This window comes from Oculatella sp. FACHB-28 (genome assembly GCF_014696015.1).
Taxonomy (GTDB): domain Bacteria; phylum Cyanobacteriota; class Cyanobacteriia; order Elainellales; family Elainellaceae; genus JAAUTN01.
In genome coordinates, this window is record NZ_JACJPJ010000025.1 from 1 (window position 1) to 15818 (window position 15818).

Sequence of the window (15818 nt, forward strand, 5' to 3'; positions counted from 1 at the left end):
GCTATGTGGCGCGGGAGATTTATCACATTGTTCGTAACACGTTTCCGGTTCCTGAACGCCCTGAAGTGATTCATCCTTAGAATACAAAAAACTTGACATCTATAGGAGCATCAGTACCGCAGCCACTTACTTAGTAGCTTCGAGAGTGTCGAGTCAGAAGATGCTTCAATAGTTTGAGCATGAGGCATAGGAAAAAGTTCTCCAATTGGTGAATCTCAGTTTGAGGTTAATTCTGATCAAAGCATCGCCACTATCACACTCACCTACTGCAGTAGATTCTACGGGTAAGAATTTCAGCAAATAGCAGTCAGAAAGAGTGAGGGGAAGTGTTCGAAGCCCCGTTTATAAGAACTAAATCAACTTAATAATACGCATTGACGAGTAGTTTCGTCATCCTTTGTAAGTAAGTTTAAAGTTCTCCTCGGACAATAAAGCCACAAGTTTTGGCTCAAGGAATATCGGCAGTACCACCGGACATTGAGCAAGATAATTTCGGGCGGATGATGTCACCCCTTAAAGGGAGTAGGAATAGACATCGCAGAGAAATCAGGCATATCCAAGCTGAACTGACCTTACCACTAATTAGTTTTTGCGACATAGCCCAATATAAAGAGAACAGTTTCTATCTAAAATTGAAAATTTAGTGTCCTAGAGAATTAGAGCCAATTTCCTAGCAACACGTAAGGTGCCCAGTAGGAGGGCTGACTATAGTTTGGATGGTTGATGAGTGTGAGTTGGGCTTGACGCAGGGCTTGGGACTTAGAGAGAGAGGGATTGTCTACTAGCTGACGATAAAACTCAATCATTAAAAAGGCACTGGACTGATCATCAATACTCCATAACGAGGCAAGGGTGCTGCGCGCTCCGGCTCGAACTGCTACTCCTGCTAATCCCAAAGCGGCTCGCTCATCGCCTTCGGCCGTTTGGCAGGCACTTAATGTCAGAAGTTCGATCGGACCGGGTTGGGCTTGTCTCGTTTTCAAGATGCGGTTTAATTCATCAATATCAATGCGGCGATCGAGTGCACGAATGAATGTTTTATTGCGATCGGAACTGAATTCACCATGCGTTGCTAGATGAATAATTTGAAATGGAGCTTGCTCAATTTGAGTCTGTAATGCCTCAGCGGTAAACTCTTGATTTAATAAGATAACGGCTCTTGGAATTTTGGCGAGAATGCCGTCTTTTTCCTGTTCGACTGCGGTGAGAGGACTAAAATTTTCGATCGCACTGCTTAATCCAGCAAACAGCAACCGCATTTGTTGACGCTCTAACGGTTGCGGATCAGGCAGTTCCAGTCCTGGTGTTAGAGCAACAGCATAGGTTTCCACTAAATAGCGTTCGCCATCATGTAGAGCCGCCATTGGAATGTTTTTTAGGAATCCGTCCAGCACGAATACTAGTGTGCTGACCTGGTTGTTGCTCAACTCTGCTTCTGCAGGACGGATTAACCAGTCATAAACCTGTTGAGACAGCCTTCTAACAGAGATTTGAGTTTCGGGCTGAGTGATTTGATGGCGAAGATCAGTCAAGGTTTTTTCTACCTCTGCTTGACCCACCATTGTCGAGTAGTGAATTAAGTTAGGTTGGTTCGGTAACTTCAGAATGACTTCGAGGCTATCAGGTAGAATAATCGGGTAGATGATGGCTGCTCGTGTATTGGTTTGATCAGCAGATAGCGCACTGGTTTGTTCAACGATGCGATCGATGGCGATCGGTACGTCTAAACAGGCTTCTCGAAAGAAGTTTTGTAGCTCAACGGTTTGCAGAGATTCCAGTGTTCTCCTGGCTTTTATTAAATTTTCTTGGTTTATAGTGCCTGCTGGCTGTAATAGTAATTCGATGAGTTGTCGATAGGTAGGTTCAACGCTTTCGCGAAACGAAAACTGTTGATCTGGATTCATTGAAGCCAAATCTAATCGCAAAGATTGCAAGGTTTTCAGTGCTTCTTCATAAAGGGCGATCGCTTCCACTCTGTTATTAGCTGGATCAATTCCTTGTTCGGCTTGAGCTTTGAGAATGCGTCCAAGTTGCCACTGCCACAAATAAGTGACATCGGTTGCGTTTGTGGAGAGTGCTAATTGCAGCGCTTGACGGGTTAGATCAGTTGCAGATGACCACTGTTGCGTTTTTTCATAGAGTCCTCCTAACAGTCCGAGTGCATAGGACTGAGTGCGGCGATCGCCCAATTGTTCACTCTGCTGTGCCGCTGTAGACAGCAGTGTTGCTGCGTCAGTGGAGGATGAGATTGCTAAACTTTGAGCTAAATTAATTTGGGCATAAACTGTTGTTCGATTGGGCGGCAAATCTTCAAGCTGGTGTTGAATTTGAGGCAGCAGCGATTGCGCGTCTGACGTTTGTGCTGTCTCAATAAGCAGGCTAAAGCGATTTAAGTTGGCTTGTAGCTGCACGGTTGCTGAATTTGTACCAGTTGCCGCCTGCTGATACCAATTTAGGGCTGCCGCATGATCCTGTTGACTGCGCGCTGTATTGCCCAGACTGAGCTGTATCAAGGCGATCGCCTCAGCCACCTCAGCCGTTGACGAATTGACAGATAGCTGTTGTGCGATCGCCAAACTGTCCTGCAACCGTTGCTGCGACTGATCGAGGCTTCCTACCAGGCGTAGTGCCTCGCCCAAACTCCGAAGTTCTGAAACTTTGGTGAGAGAGTTTGGTTGAGCCTGTAAGGTTTGCTCTAACTCGGTGAGCAGCATGATTGCCCGCTGGTAAAATCCCAGGGTTTGTAGTGCGCGACTTTGCTCAATTTGGTTGCGAATCAGGCGATCGCGGTCGTTAAGCTGTTCGTAGTCTTGAGCGGCTTGCTGCCACGTGGCAAGTGCTTGTTCTGCTTGACCTTGAGCAAACTGTAATCGTCCTTGGATATCGAGTGCTTGCGCTGCGGCTAAGCGGCGAGCGGCAGAATCGTTTGCCTGGTCAAGCAGATTGAGGCTGTTGGCGATCGCCTGATTTGCTTGCGTCCAGTTTCCCAGTTGGTGATAGGTTAGCGCTAAATTGCTCAGGGCGATCGCCTGTCGTACGGTATCCCCTTGCTGCTGATAAGCCTGAATTGCCTGCTGCAAGATGGCTATTGCTTCGGTGAAACGTCCGGCATCATAAAACGTCTTTGCCTGTTGTTCTAGGGTTTGTCGCTCAGCTTGACTGACTTCCTGAGTCAGGGCATGCAAGGCGGGAAGGGTAGCAAAACTGGGGGATGTTACGACACACAGCCATGCACTCCAGATGAGCAGCAGGCAAAACGTGAGAGGCGATCGCAGGCGTTTCCTGATCATCAGTTTTTGGGTGAATCAGTTTTCGGGTGATTGACACATTACAGGCGTTTGAGCAGCACTAGTAGGAGTTACTGCAATCAATCTCACTGTCCCATCTTCAGCGACAATCCACTCCTGTGCTTCTACGATCGCTGCTGCTCCATTAGTTTCTTGATAGGCAGTTTCTTGATGAGGTGAAGCGATTACCCCTTCGGGGAACTGCGGAGCAACCGCTGCTTCTCGCTCATCTAACGTAGACCAACCCATGAGTGATTCTTCCCCAAGGAGCGAATCGATCGGAGCAGTCGGCAATCCTCCTCGTCCGGTCACAACAAACTCACCCGTCTCTCCCCTTCCTCCTACACCAGGACAAGTTTGAGTAATCTGGTCAGACGCATCCACAACTGCAACGGGCAGTTCAGTTAAGCCCCGTCTGGGGTCAACGCTAGGGGGGGTGATATCCACCGTTCCCTGCACTCCCAGTTCTGAACTCGCCGTAATGTCGCTAGTGAGGGGATTGTCTTGCGCCTGAGCTGCAATGCCAAAAAGGCCTTTGGTCGTGATGTTGACCGTGCCGCCCGTGCCTGTGAACGCATTGGCACGAATGTCGCTTCGAGCGTTGGGCAGAGCCACAATGAAATCGGCGTCGATGTCGATGTTGCCGCCGTTGCCGCCCGCCCGCTCGGTTCCCGCAGTGGTGGTAATGAGGCTATTGTTGTTGAGCTGCAATAGCTCGACGTCACGCAGTCTAATGTTGCCGCCATCGTCCGCAACCGTTTCAGCCGTAATGCGAGCTTGATTGTCTAACTGCACGGTGTTGGCAGCGAGGTCAACATTCCCTCCAATCCCGCTGCCCTGACTGTCTACTGCAATCCTGGCTTGATCCAGTACCTGCAACTGGTCGGTCGTGATTTGAATCGTGCCACCTGGAGCTGAAGAACCTGGTGCAGTACTGGCATACAAGCCGCTAGCAGATCCTTGGAGACTGATTGGTCTGTTGTTTGTCAAGCCAGAAAGCGTAATGCGATCAGACACGTTGAGGATGATATTGCCTGCTCGTCCCCGGTTATTGCTTGAGGTATTCACCTGTGAACCTCCGGTTGCCTCAAACGTATTAGCATTAAGGGTAATGCTTCCGCCTGGAAAGCGATTGCGAGTTGAGGAAAAGATGCCGCCGCCATCAGCTAGACGAACCGAATCTGCCGCAATGCGGATATCGCCGCCGCGTCCTTGGGCACCTGCCTCTGAAGAACTAGTGATTACACTGACAGCTTCCTGGCGATTCACTCCCTCTAGAGCGATCTGACCGCGAGCGTTGAGAATGATGTCGCCCGCATTGCCTTGTCCACGGGTGTCGGCAACCAGTTGAGCACCATTAGTCAGGGAGAGGGAGCCTGCAGTGATGCGAATATCGCCACCGCCGCCTACAGCAACCGCATCTGAGTTAATAGCACCAACGCTACTAAAGATTGCACTACTGTCTATAGCAACGCGATCGCGAGCATTGATAATTACGCTGCCCGCATCGCCCCGTCCTAAGGTGAGTGCTACCAGATTGGAATTGTTGGTGAGTGAAAAGGAGCCTGTCGTGATGCGGATACGACCACCGCTACCCTCGGCAACGACATCGGAGCTGACAGAGCCGACAGCACTGAAAATATTAGCCCCGTTGTCTAAAGTAACGCGATCGCGAGCATTGATGAAGATGTTCCCTGCATTGCCTTGTCCACCAGTACTGGCAAGCAGTTGAGCGCCATCCAAGGAGACGCGATCGCGAGCTTCAATAATCACGTTCCCAGCGTTGCCTTGTGCGAGGGTGTTGGCAACCAGTTGAGCATCATTAATCAAGAAAAGGGAGCCAGTAGTGATGCGAATATCGCCACCGTCGCCTACAGCAACTCTATTGGCACTGATAGCACCAACGCTGCTAAAGATAGAACTGTTGTCCAAGGAGACGCGATCGCGAGCTTCAATAATCACGTTGCCCGCGTTGCCGATGCTACCAGTACGAACAGAATTAGCAATAGCGGCATCTTCACCGCGAATGCGAATGGCATTGGCGTTAAGTGTGATGTCTCCGCCCTGAGCACCCATAAAACCAGAGTTGATACCAATGCCCGCTGACAAAGCACTGTCTAGAATCTCTAAGGCTCCAGCATTCACCGCGATACTGCCGCCATTTCCTACCACATTGATGCGCGACCCGTTGGTGAGCAACACACTCGATCGCGCAACTCCAGTGGGGAATCCCAAACGACCATTGGCATCAAGTGTGACAGTTCCCGGTTGACTTAAGCCCCCTATCTCGACTCGTCCTCCCAACGCCACCAACCCGCCGTCCATGCTGACGTTGCCCCCCAGCAGCGTCAAACTCTCTCCCACTGGCACTCGTAGCCCAAATTCAGGTATGCCGGATGGGTTGCTTGCGGCTGAAGTACGTGAATTATTGGCGATCGGCCCAGGATTAAGTTGATTGAACAGAAACGCCGAAGGTTGCACCGTTAGCAACAGGGGAGCCATGGGTTCGGCGGCACTAAAGAAGCCTTGCTCACCAAACCCAATAGCATCGGCAGTCGTTGCCACAAAGGAACCGCGCACATCTAAGCGAGCATCAGGACCAAAAATAATACCAATGGGATTAATCAGGAACAGGTTTGCATCCCCTAGCACCCCCACTACACCTAAAATTTCAGATGCAGTCCTTCCGGTAACGCGACTGAAAATGTTGTCTACACCTGGATCAGTAAAGTAGACGCTGCGTCCTTCATCGACATAAAATTCTCGAAAACTATGAAACAGGTTATTGTCACGTTGCGCTCCTCCCTCAATGCGATCGCTTGCCGGATCTGAGCCAGGAACAACACTAGAGTTTTCACCACCTAACGTGTCGTCTGCGATCGGACGGCGTTGTGCTACTGCTGCAGCCGTCCATCCCAGCACAATCGCACTGAGGACGATGCCGTTTACAAGCGCGGCTTTCCAACTCAAGCAGCGCATCAAGATTACCTTCTCAAGAATAGTCATGTCGATTGCAGCAAGTCCTATTCAGGGCAAACAAACGCGAAATACAACCATAGTTGTCATTGCATTGACTCTTCCTCACGCAAAAACACAGTATTCATCAAAACTGACATCGAAAAGGAGAAGATGAATAAAATGCCCCTTGATTACGCTTGATTGAACAGCACTCAGCGATCGACCGCAACCATAAAGCGAACTGGCGTAGGCAGCCTCAGACCCTTCGCCCGAACAAGTTCCGAATTACTCTAGCTGCTTTCAAGGAGTCAAACAAGGGGACAGTGTGTCTCAAGTGAAATTTATCGAAGCGATCTTTGGAGTTGCTGCATAAGAACAGGATGAATGATCTACATCATTCATCTTTAAAGATTCTTGTGATAGAAACGCCCGGCCGCAAACGTTCCGACCAACCTGCCCTTCCGCTACAGCTCCTTGGTGATGTCCATTCGGACGATCAGTCCGTCGCGCAGCTCAAACAGGTACTCGAACGAGCTGCGGGAGAGCTCACTGCCGTCGATCCTGTGGATGACTTGGTCGAGGCGGACGTTGACCCGTCCGTCAGGCAGGACGGTGACGTCGGTCGGCGTGTCGTGCGTCTGGGTCTGGGTCCACTGGTTCAGCCAATAGTTCTTGACGGCTTCTCGTCCATGGAGCCGCTTGTCGCCATCGGGCCAATTGATGTCCTCGCTGAGATACCCGAGAAGACGGTCGATATCCCTGGTGTTGTAAGCATCGTACGCATCGACGACGATTTCTTTGTCGGTCATCTTCATATCACCCTCCGTGGAATGTTGCTCCTAATTCGTACCTCTTTAGACATGACTAACTCTCCCTTCTGTAGGTGCTTTGGAGAAGACTAGAAATCAACTTTGTAAGCTTGTTTTGTGCCACTGTTTGCGGCAATTTGAATTGCATTTAGCATCTGATGACGAACGACTGCTTCATCAAAACCTGCACAGGTCTTTGTGCCTTGGAGAATATCTTGAGCCAGTCGAGCGTAGACCTGCGCGACGTTGAATGCAGAGCCTTTTGGAGTTTCAGGTGGAACCCAGCGATATTTGTTTGGTACAGGAATGAGTGACAGTGCCTTCTCTTGTCCCTGTGCGCCCTGTAGGACCACATCCAGCATATAGGTATGACCAGTATCTCCTGTCACTAGCAAATCGCCTTCAGTGCCGTTGATCTCCCAAAGCAAATTAGTGCCGCGCGATCGCCCGCCCCGAATATGCAGAGAAGCGATCGCTCCGCTATGCAAAGTGCCATTCACAGCGATTTGGTCGGGAGCCGTTGCAGGAATGCTCTCACCTGTGTCAACAATCTTGACTTGAGTTCTTTGCGTTGCTAGCGTTGCATTTAACTCACGAAATTCGCCCAGACAATACGTTACAACATCTGCATAATGTCCAGTGTGAACCGTGAGCAAATTGGCTCCATTCTGCGAGTCAAGCATGTAGACGTTGGCGCTATCAATGACATCGCTAGGGTACTTGTCAGAGACAATCAGGCTAGTGGAGACGACAGTACCGACATAGCCTTGAGCAATCAAATCGCGAATCTGGTTAACCGCTGGTGCGGCTCGACCCTGAAGCCCGATCGCAGTGCAAATATTTTTGCGTCGAGCTAAATCAGCTAGTTCGATCGCCTCAGCTAATCCGTTACCTAACGGCCATTCACAGTAGATATGTTTTCCGGCTGCGATCGCAGCAGTTACTAGTTCATGATGATACGCCACCTTAACCGCAACAACGACTAAATCTACTTCTGGGTGTGTCACCAGTTCAACATGATTATCAAATGCGAGAGATACGTTGAATTGTTTACTAGCCGCGATCGCGGTTTCTTGCTGACTGGTGCTGATTGCTCGAATCTCATACTGTGGTAGAGCGGAGAGAGCTGGAATGTGAGCAGATTTTGCCCAACCTCGATTAGGATTTGCGCCAATAATACCAACGCCAATCTTGTCTGTCATTGCGATGTTCCTTAATTGGCTGATTCATCCAAGATGCAGAAATTTTTGTCTAGCCTTGCGCCACAACCCAAAGGCGCGGGTCGCCTGCTTGCCGATTGTCGCTGTGCCGTTAATCGGTGCGTAGCACTCGGATGAGCTCTTCGGACACGAGGTCGGGGCGCGACAGAAACGGGTGGTGACCAGTGGCAAGGTCGATCGAGCGGGTGGCCCGGCTGGCGTGGAAGCGCTGCAGGGCGAGGGAGGTGCTGCGGTCCTCCGTGCAGACGAGGTACGTCGAGGGTCTACCCCGCCACGCCGCTTGAGTCGTCGGCGTCCCAAAGGCACCTACCGATTGTGGGGTGACACGGTTCCACGCTTCGGCTCGGATCTCCTCGTCTGTCACGTCCTGCAAGAAGCGATCGCCGAATGACGAGACGGTGTAACCAGCGAGGCGGACTGTGCCGTCGTCGCCTGGCGCAATTTTGACCGGGTCTTGCTCGCCGCTCATGATGTCAGCCTGCGACTGCCCCACGTCCGGCAGGTACGAGGTGATGTACACCAGGTGGTGAGTAGCAGGGTGGTCGGCGCCCTCTGCAATGACCGTGCCGCCGTAGGAGTGCCCGACGATGACAGCCTCGTCTACGTTATCGAGCGCATCGCGGAGCGCTTGGGTGTCTTCAAGCCAGCCAGCGGTTCCGGGTGAAGCACCCTCTCCGCAGGACGGCAACTCGACCGACCGACTCGCCGAGCCGGTTTGCTCATGAATCCGCTGGGCAACCTGCCGCCACCACCAGTTACCGTCACGGACAAGTGCACCGTGCACGAACAGGATCTCCACCATCTTTGTGTCTCCATTCAATAATTTCCCCAGTGAGTGGGAGGTAGCTTGATTCAAACCCAGATATGGCTCACTGCCCAGACCTCGTTTGCAAGAGATAGCCGCAAATTTAAGTAATTTAAATTCCATGCTATCTGCCACGTATCACACTAAATGACCGAAATTCTGCAATAAATAACCAATCATGATGTGGGTTTCTCTCTGTGGAGTTAACAGTTTGGTAATAAATAATCGGTGCGTGAGTTGGAAAGTGCAGCCCGTTTATCAGTTTCGCCTTCAGAAGGAATGATTTGGCTCACATGACCTACAACTATTTCCCAGCGGTTCTGTCACTGTAGCCAGACGCAGGTAAAGCGATAAGGGTCGGAGAACGCTTGACCGTTAGATATTCCAGCCAGTTCTACTTTAAGGGCGACGACAACGCAATCGTTTTGTGAAGATGGATTTAGCGATCGTAAACCTCCACTTTCGTTAGCAACAAGCCGGTTCGTCCTGCTTCAACACCTGCGGCAGGGTTTGATTCAGAAAATAATCCCAGGTAAACGGCTGAAATTGAAGCAGCTCTAATGCTGTCGATGTACCCGAAGGATTGGAATGAGTTTTATTCTGTAGTGTTGGATAACAGAGTGAAATGTCTAATCCTGCGGAACTGGTCGATCGTTGACCCTGGAGCTGTCGGTCTATGGTCGCTACAGCGATTTCATAGCTGTTTTGATAATGCTTCAGACGCAGCTGGGTTCCACCTGGAACAGTGTTGAGCGTCCAGATAACGAGAGATGGTTCAGCAGTGGAAAACTCCTGCCAGGTGTAGACTAAACGGGTCGGTTCTTCCAGTTCCACAACCTCGCATTGAATCGTTGTCTTTAAGCCCGGTGAGGGACGGCTGTAAAACTGAAACTTGTGTCCTAGCCTTGGCTCAAAGTCATTCTCCATCATCCAGGCAGCAAGGGCACGGCGGTCGGTCAACACTTGCCAAACTCGTTCGGGTGGATTCGGGTGTCAACGGAAGGTCAACCAGTTTTCAAGCGAGTCCAACAGATGAGCAAGGACGTGGTCAGACGCTAAAAACCTGATGAATTTTGACTAACTACACTCACATTTGGATCAAGGTCGCCACCTGTGTTGTAAATGTAATCAAACGCTCCCTGATCGCCCAGTAAGTGCGATCGCAAAAATAGTCCACTCCAACGACCAATTGTATCGTTAGCGGTTGCCTGATCCAGCGTAGGACGGTTGGGATCACGGACAACATCATCTTCATTGGTAATGCCGTAGTGATTGGCACCGTCAACAATGATCAATGCCTTTGGTGGGTCTTGAAGCTTCACATAGGTTGATGCCACTTCACCAAAATCAGAGACGCCATCCAAAGTGCCTGCAATTAAGCCAACTGGAATATCCTGGTTATCGACAGATGGAAATATCCCGCTATTCATCGAAGACTGAACGTTAGTGCCATAGAAAACACCTGCCATCAGTTCAGGAGGTCGAGTATAGTCACCAGAAGAAACCGCTGGATCATTGATGTTTTGAATGGCAGCCAGTCCTGCATAACCGCCAAGGGAGTGTCCTAGCAGTCCCAACTTTTCAGTGTCCACGATTTCAAAAATGGGTGAGTCGGAATTAGTATCCTCCACTCTTATCTGATTGAGGACATCATGCACTTGTTGTTGATCTGCCAGAAGTCCAGTAATCTCTTGTCCATCAGGTCCAGTGATTGTGCGTTCATTGTTGGGAACAACCACAACGAATCCATAACTGGCGACTTGTTCAGCATAGTTAGAATAGTCAGCTTTATCGACCAGACCACCCTGAAGCATCAAGGCGATCGGTAACTGATCTGCCGTTGCATTTGGCACAACTGGGTAGTAAACATCTGCTGCATCACCATCGGCAGCAATCGTTGTTGTGTAGTGTTCTACCTGGTCGTACAGCGGATCAGGACTGAATGGGAGATCTCCTTGGCGAATTCGCAACACTTCCCCCTGTCCTGGGACAAAGCCCTTATTTGAGATATAGATATCCCTGTTAGAACCCAGAGTTAAGCCAGTGGGGTTGATCAGTTCATCGGTGATCGTGTTGCGAGTCGAGCCATCGGGAGAAACATAAATCAGCGCACCCGCTTCACCGCCATTCAAAATGGCATCGGCATCGTACTCCAGAACATAAAGACCGCCAGATTGGTCAAATTTCAGGTCAATGATATTGGTGAACCCTTCCGCATAAACTTCTGGTTCTCCCTCTTCCCCAATACGGTAAACTCGTGCATTTCCTTCCTTAAAGGGAAACGCGGTCAATTCACCGACGTAAAAGGCACCATCCGGACCAACGGTGATAGAGGTTGGCACCGACTGTTGCACAATTTCTTCACCTGTCGATGGATTAATAGCGGCACGGGTCGGAAACAGCGTCTCTAAGGTCGGTTCTGCATTGCTAAAGGCTTTAAGGCTGAGTAAGTCATTTCCACCTGCATCCAGCACATATGCCGTATTGTCTTCAATCAGCAAGTCGAAAAGATTAGTATTTACATCCTGCCCATCGGGATTATTGGCTTGTTCATAGGCTCCTAGGTCTACCAACCGTGTCCAGGAAGCATCACCATCAAAATTCTCGATCGCAATCAATTGACTGAAATCGGGAACTTGAACAATGCTATCCCGAAGTGCTGGATTTCCTGCAAATCCAACAATGCCGTAGGCATTGCCATAAGCATCAAACTCAATATCATTGATACCTGCCGCATCACTACCGTTCGGTAACGCCAGCGATGGTAAACCCGTGACTACCCTCTCAACAACCCCATCTTGAATTCGAGTAATCGCACCCGTTGCACCATATGACAGAACTGCATCGGGGATACTGGGAGATGGAATACTGGCTCCGGGTCCGCCTCGTCCTGCTTCAGTGACGTAGAGCGCTCCATCTGGACCAAAGGTTAACCCTCTGGGTCCATCCAAACCATTTGCTAAAACCTCAATCTGTGGCGCGTGCGATTCATCAGAGCCAGTATAGGTTTGTTCTGCAATCGCGATCGATGCTATATCCATGATGTAACTTCCAGTACAGATAAATTTGCTCGAAATTAAACTGATTCAATCTCAACTTCATTGACGTTGAAAACACTTAAACCCCGAAACCTGCAAGTGCGATCGCCCCTTTGTGAGAGCGATCGCTTGAGTATTCAGTTGAAGCGCGATTGCCTCGGAGGACTGAGGCAATGTTTTGTAGGCATTAAAGGGTATGAGCAACACCGCGATAAATCAATCGAGAGTTTGGTGTAGTTGGCCTCCGGGAACTAATTTGAGGCGATTGGTTAGTAATAGAGCGCCGGCTTCCAATTCCATGAGTCATGAGTTGGTACTGATTACTCGGATATGGTTTACCACGATAGGTAAGTGTAACTGAAGTAACTCTGGTTTGCTGAAGTTGAATAGACTGAGTAACTTCGTAATCAGCACCGCGATAACAAAGTTTCATGTGCTTATCTCCCTAATACAAATTTGTTACGGAGCAATGCAAATTTTTCTAACTCTCATCGATTATGAAATCGACGACCTTCTATTAACCTCTCAGGTTAAAACTCTGGGAATGCTGCAAGAATTGCAAAAGTCCATCTTTGGAAGTAGGGATTGGAGTATTCTTAGAAGAAAGCCTCTACCTTCCAACTGATATTCATTCAACAATGAGGAATTTGACCTCAACTGTTGCTCAAAGCTCTAGTGTTATAAAACACACCACGTTACTATCCGTCTTTCATGCAATAGGCTTACGAACGTCTCAACACTGCGCGGTGCCTTCCCTGTTGCATCCTGCACACCAGAAGCAACTGCGGATTACTACCTTACCTATATCATCCCAACCTCCGTCAGACATCGCTAGCCTTAACTGCGTTGATTCAGGTGACAATCTCAAATGGAGTGCTCGGATAGCCAATTGCTCTCCTAATACAACTGTTATTCACCAATATCAGTTAGCGCTAGGGAAACGTGAGTGGGGTTACGCAGATCTTCTACCAGGGCTTGAATATCGGCAGGTGGAGGTGGAGTGAGGCGTGACACACTCAGTGTCACGATGAAGTTAACAATCATGCCTAAAGTGCCAATGCCTTCGGGAGAAACACCAAAGAACCAGGTAGGCATACCGTAGAACTTGGTGCCAACAATATAAAAGAGAGTAAACAGCAGACCGACAATCATACCGGAAATGGCACCCTCCTTATTGGTACGCTTGTCAAAAATGCCCAAAATGATAACGGGGAAAAAGCTGGCGGCGGCCAAGCCAAAAGCAAAGGCTACGACCTGCGCCACGAAGCCCGGCGGATTAATACCTAAGTATCCAGCTAGGACGATTGCAATCCCTACCAGAAGCCGTCCTATCATCAGACGTTTTGACTCCGAAGCGTGAGGATCGATCATGCGGTAGTAAACGTCGTGGGCGATTGAGCTAGAGATCACCAATAGCAGCCCGGAAGCCGTGGACAATGCTGCTGCTAGCCCACCTACTGCCACCAGCGCAATCACCCAGGGAGCCAGTTTGGCAACCTCTGGTGTCGCCAGCACGATGATATCGGGATCAATTTTGACTTCGCTGGTCGTCGCGTCGGGCGTAAGCTGAATCCGTCCATCAGCATTTTTATCATCGAATGCCAGCAGTCCGGTATTTTCCCACTTGGTTGCCCAATCTAACTGACGAATTTCTTCAACAGTATTGTTATTAATGCTGTTGATCAGGTTGTAGCGAGCAAAGCTAGCCAAGGCAGGTGCAGAGGTGTACAAAATGGCGATAAACAACAGTGCCCAACCCGCCGAGTAACGTGCCGATCGCACATCTGGTACCGTGTAAAACCGAACGATCACATGTGGCAGTCCAGCCGTGCCCACCATCAGCGCCAACGTGATGAACAACACATCCAACATGGATTTGTTGGCGAAGGGTTGGGTATATTCGCTAAAGCCCAGTTCGGTTTGAATATCGTTTAACCGTCCCACGATATCCCCAAAGGTAAAGCCCAACTGTGGCACAAAAATTCCTGTCAGTAATGCAGAGATGGCGATCGTTGGAATCAAATACGCCACAATCAGCACACAGTATTGTGCCACCTGTGTCCAGGTAATACCTTTCATGCCGCCTAGAATGGCAAAAAACGCCACAATCACCATGCCGATAATCACACCTGTGCTGATATCTACTTGCAAAAAGCGGCTAAAGACAATGCCCACGCCACGCATTTGTCCTGCTACATAGGTAAACGAGACAAAAATGGCAGCAATCACCGCTACTGTTCGAGCCAGATTGGAATAGTAGCGATCGCCCACAAAGTCGGGCACGGTGTACTTACCAAACTTGCGTAGATAAGGAGCCAGCAGCAACGCCAGTAACACATAGCCGCCCGTCCAGCCCATGAGGTAGATCGAGCCGTCATATCCCAGGAAGGAAATCAAGCCTGCCATAGAAATAAACGAAGCAGCAGACATCCAATCAGCAGCAGTGGCAGCCCCATTGGCAATCGATGGTATATCCCGATCCGCTACAAAGAAGCCTTGGGTGTCTTGTACTCGCGACCGCCAGCCAATGTAGATGTACAGAATGAATGAAAGGATAACTAAAACCGTAGTCCAGGCTTCGACTGACATGGTTTAAGCCTCCGTATCTGAGTCGTTGGAAAGCGGTTGATGAGAAATACTAGCACGACGTGAGACTCGATTGGGCACAGCGGCATGACCATATTTGCGATCGAGCCTGTCCATCTGCACAGCGTAAACAAAAATTAGGATAACAAACACATAGATCGATCCTTGCTGTGCCATCCAAAATCCTAGAGGTACACTGCCAAATTGAATGGTATTGAGTGGCTGCACCAGCAAAATGCTAAACACTAGAGACACCAATGCCCAAACAATCAGGAGATTGCGAATTAAAGCCGTATTTGCCCGCCAATAGGTACGACGAAGACTAGAGGAATCATGGTTATTTCCCATTGCTGTACGTTATGAGGTAATGTTTACAGAGGTGATGAAAATGCCGTTAGTATTGTCTGAGATGGTGTTGCCGGAAATTGTGTTGGGGGTGGCAAGAATGGGTTGATTGGAAGAACCTGCTTCCTTAAGAGTGTGAGGAACCTGTTCATTCTTTGTTCCCAATCTTCCACTCTCGGCATCTCTCGAACTCTCTAAAAGAAAAGAACTGCTGCTTATTCCCTTATCAATCGCTGATTAATATCTTTGTCTCGGCTGGCTTTGCGGTTGCAGGTAAACTTGGAACGAATGGCAGCAAGTAAGGTAGATGACCCGATTTAAATCGTACATATTGTGTTTTCCAAGAAGTTGTTTGCAATGCAGGTTATATCACTCAAAAACTTCATTACGTTATCAGCAAAGTGTGCCTTCATAGCTTTTTCTCCTCTTAATGAAGAGACTTCGCTCTTACACGACTTATCCAACACTCTGGGAATTTCTCCTGCTGAGTTTGTCGCCCTACAGATATATCACTAAGAGCGGCTAGAAGGGTTCGGAACTTCTTCGGGCGAACAAAATCAGTGTAATCAAACTACCTCTAGACCAAATGGTTATGTCGCAAAAACTGGTGAGTGGTAAGGTAAATAGACCTAACCTTGCCTTCTCCTCCTCTTATGTCTACTGCTTCTGTGTTTAAGTGGCGGCACTTTCTGCCCGAAATCATCCTGTTGAATGTGCGATGGTACTGCCGTTATTCCCTCAGCTACCGAGACCTAGAGGAGATGATGCAG

10 protein-coding genes and 2 pseudogenes are annotated in these 15818 nt (G+C 49.3%); 2 read left to right on the forward strand and 10 right to left on the reverse strand.

Going from position 1 to position 15818, the window contains the following annotated elements:
• Positions 1-656: 656 nt before the first annotated feature.
• From H6F88_RS01425 to H6F88_RS01455, 7 genes and pseudogenes are all read right to left on the reverse strand, one after another.
• Positions 657-3290, reverse strand: coding sequence for a CHAT domain-containing protein (locus H6F88_RS01425; RefSeq protein ID WP_190640972.1), 2634 nt, complete (start codon positions 3288-3290; stop codon positions 657-659).
• A 15-nt stretch (positions 3291-3305) separates the two neighbouring features.
• Entirely contained in the window at positions 3306-6293 is a 2988-nt protein-coding gene (locus tag H6F88_RS01430; RefSeq protein WP_190640973.1) for an S-layer family protein, read from the reverse strand.
• A gap of 416 nt (positions 6294-6709) precedes the next feature.
• The gene (locus H6F88_RS01435; RefSeq protein ID WP_190640974.1) at positions 6710-7060 is read right to left on the reverse strand and encodes a DUF1348 family protein; all 351 of its coding nucleotides are present in this window, start codon (positions 7058-7060) and stop codon (positions 6710-6712) included.
• Between the two features lie 83 nt (positions 7061-7143).
• Entirely contained in the window at positions 7144-8256 is a 1113-nt protein-coding gene (locus tag H6F88_RS01440; RefSeq protein WP_190640975.1) for a Gfo/Idh/MocA family oxidoreductase, read from the reverse strand.
• Between the two features lie 109 nt (positions 8257-8365).
• Positions 8366-9076 (reverse strand): alpha/beta hydrolase, encoded by a 711-nt coding sequence (locus H6F88_RS01445; RefSeq protein ID WP_199333401.1) that lies wholly within the window; start codon positions 9074-9076, stop codon positions 8366-8368.
• Positions 9077-9544: 468 nt separating this feature from the next.
• Positions 9545-10051 (reverse strand): annotated as a pseudogene (locus tag H6F88_RS01450) (SRPBCC domain-containing protein); the annotation flags it as partial.
• 83 nt (positions 10052-10134) lie between these two features.
• Positions 10135-12120 (reverse strand): ScyD/ScyE family protein, encoded by a 1986-nt coding sequence (locus H6F88_RS01455; RefSeq protein WP_190640977.1) that lies wholly within the window; start codon positions 12118-12120, stop codon positions 10135-10137.
• A 66-nt stretch (positions 12121-12186) separates the two neighbouring features.
• Between H6F88_RS01455 and H6F88_RS01460 the strand changes: the two genes are divergently transcribed.
• Positions 12187-12354, forward strand: coding sequence for a hypothetical protein (locus tag H6F88_RS01460; protein WP_190640983.1), 168 nt, complete (start codon positions 12187-12189; stop codon positions 12352-12354).
• A 672-nt stretch (positions 12355-13026) separates the two neighbouring features.
• Here the strand turns inward: H6F88_RS01460 and H6F88_RS01470 are convergent.
• The 3 genes from H6F88_RS01470 to H6F88_RS01480 are packed head-to-tail and all read right to left on the reverse strand — an operon-like array spanning position 13027 to position 15213.
• A complete protein-coding gene (locus tag H6F88_RS01470; RefSeq protein ID WP_190640979.1) occupies positions 13027-14706 on the reverse strand; it encodes a sodium:solute symporter family protein in 1680 nt (559 codons plus the stop codon).
• A 3-nt stretch (positions 14707-14709) separates the two neighbouring features.
• Positions 14710-15051, reverse strand: a complete 342-nt coding sequence (locus H6F88_RS01475) for a DUF4212 domain-containing protein (protein ID WP_190640980.1) — start codon at positions 15049-15051, stop codon at positions 14710-14712.
• Between the two features lie 9 nt (positions 15052-15060).
• Complete coding sequence (locus tag H6F88_RS01480) at positions 15061-15213, reverse strand: hypothetical protein (RefSeq protein WP_190640981.1); 153 nt, start codon at positions 15211-15213, stop codon at positions 15061-15063.
• Positions 15214-15701: 488 nt separating this feature from the next.
• Between H6F88_RS01480 and H6F88_RS01485 the strand changes: the two are divergent.
• A pseudogene (locus H6F88_RS01485) lies at positions 15702-15818 on the forward strand (IS6 family transposase); the annotation flags it as partial.

Excerpts from the sequence above, each read along its gene's own strand:
- H6F88_RS01440 (WP_190640975.1), bottom strand. The coding sequence starts at position 8,256 with ATGACAGACAAGATTGGCGTTGGTATTATTGGCGCAAATCCTAATCGA.
- H6F88_RS01425 (WP_190640972.1), bottom strand. The coding sequence starts at position 3,290 with ATGATCAGGAAACGCCTGCGATCGCCTCTCACGTTTTGCCTGCTGCTC.
- H6F88_RS01475 (WP_190640980.1), bottom strand. The coding sequence starts at position 15,051 with ATGGGAAATAACCATGATTCCTCTAGTCTTCGTCGTACCTATTGGCGG.
- H6F88_RS01445 (WP_199333401.1), bottom strand. The coding sequence starts at position 9,076 with ATGGTGGAGATCCTGTTCGTGCACGGTGCACTTGTCCGTGACGGTAAC.
- H6F88_RS01470 (WP_190640979.1), bottom strand. The coding sequence starts at position 14,706 with ATGTCAGTCGAAGCCTGGACTACGGTTTTAGTTATCCTTTCATTCATT.
- H6F88_RS01430 (WP_190640973.1), bottom strand. The coding sequence starts at position 6,293 with ATGACTATTCTTGAGAAGGTAATCTTGATGCGCTGCTTGAGTTGGAAA.
- H6F88_RS01435 (WP_190640974.1), bottom strand. The coding sequence starts at position 7,060 with ATGAAGATGACCGACAAAGAAATCGTCGTCGATGCGTACGATGCTTAC.
- H6F88_RS01455 (WP_190640977.1), bottom strand. The coding sequence starts at position 12,120 with ATGGATATAGCATCGATCGCGATTGCAGAACAAACCTATACTGGCTCT.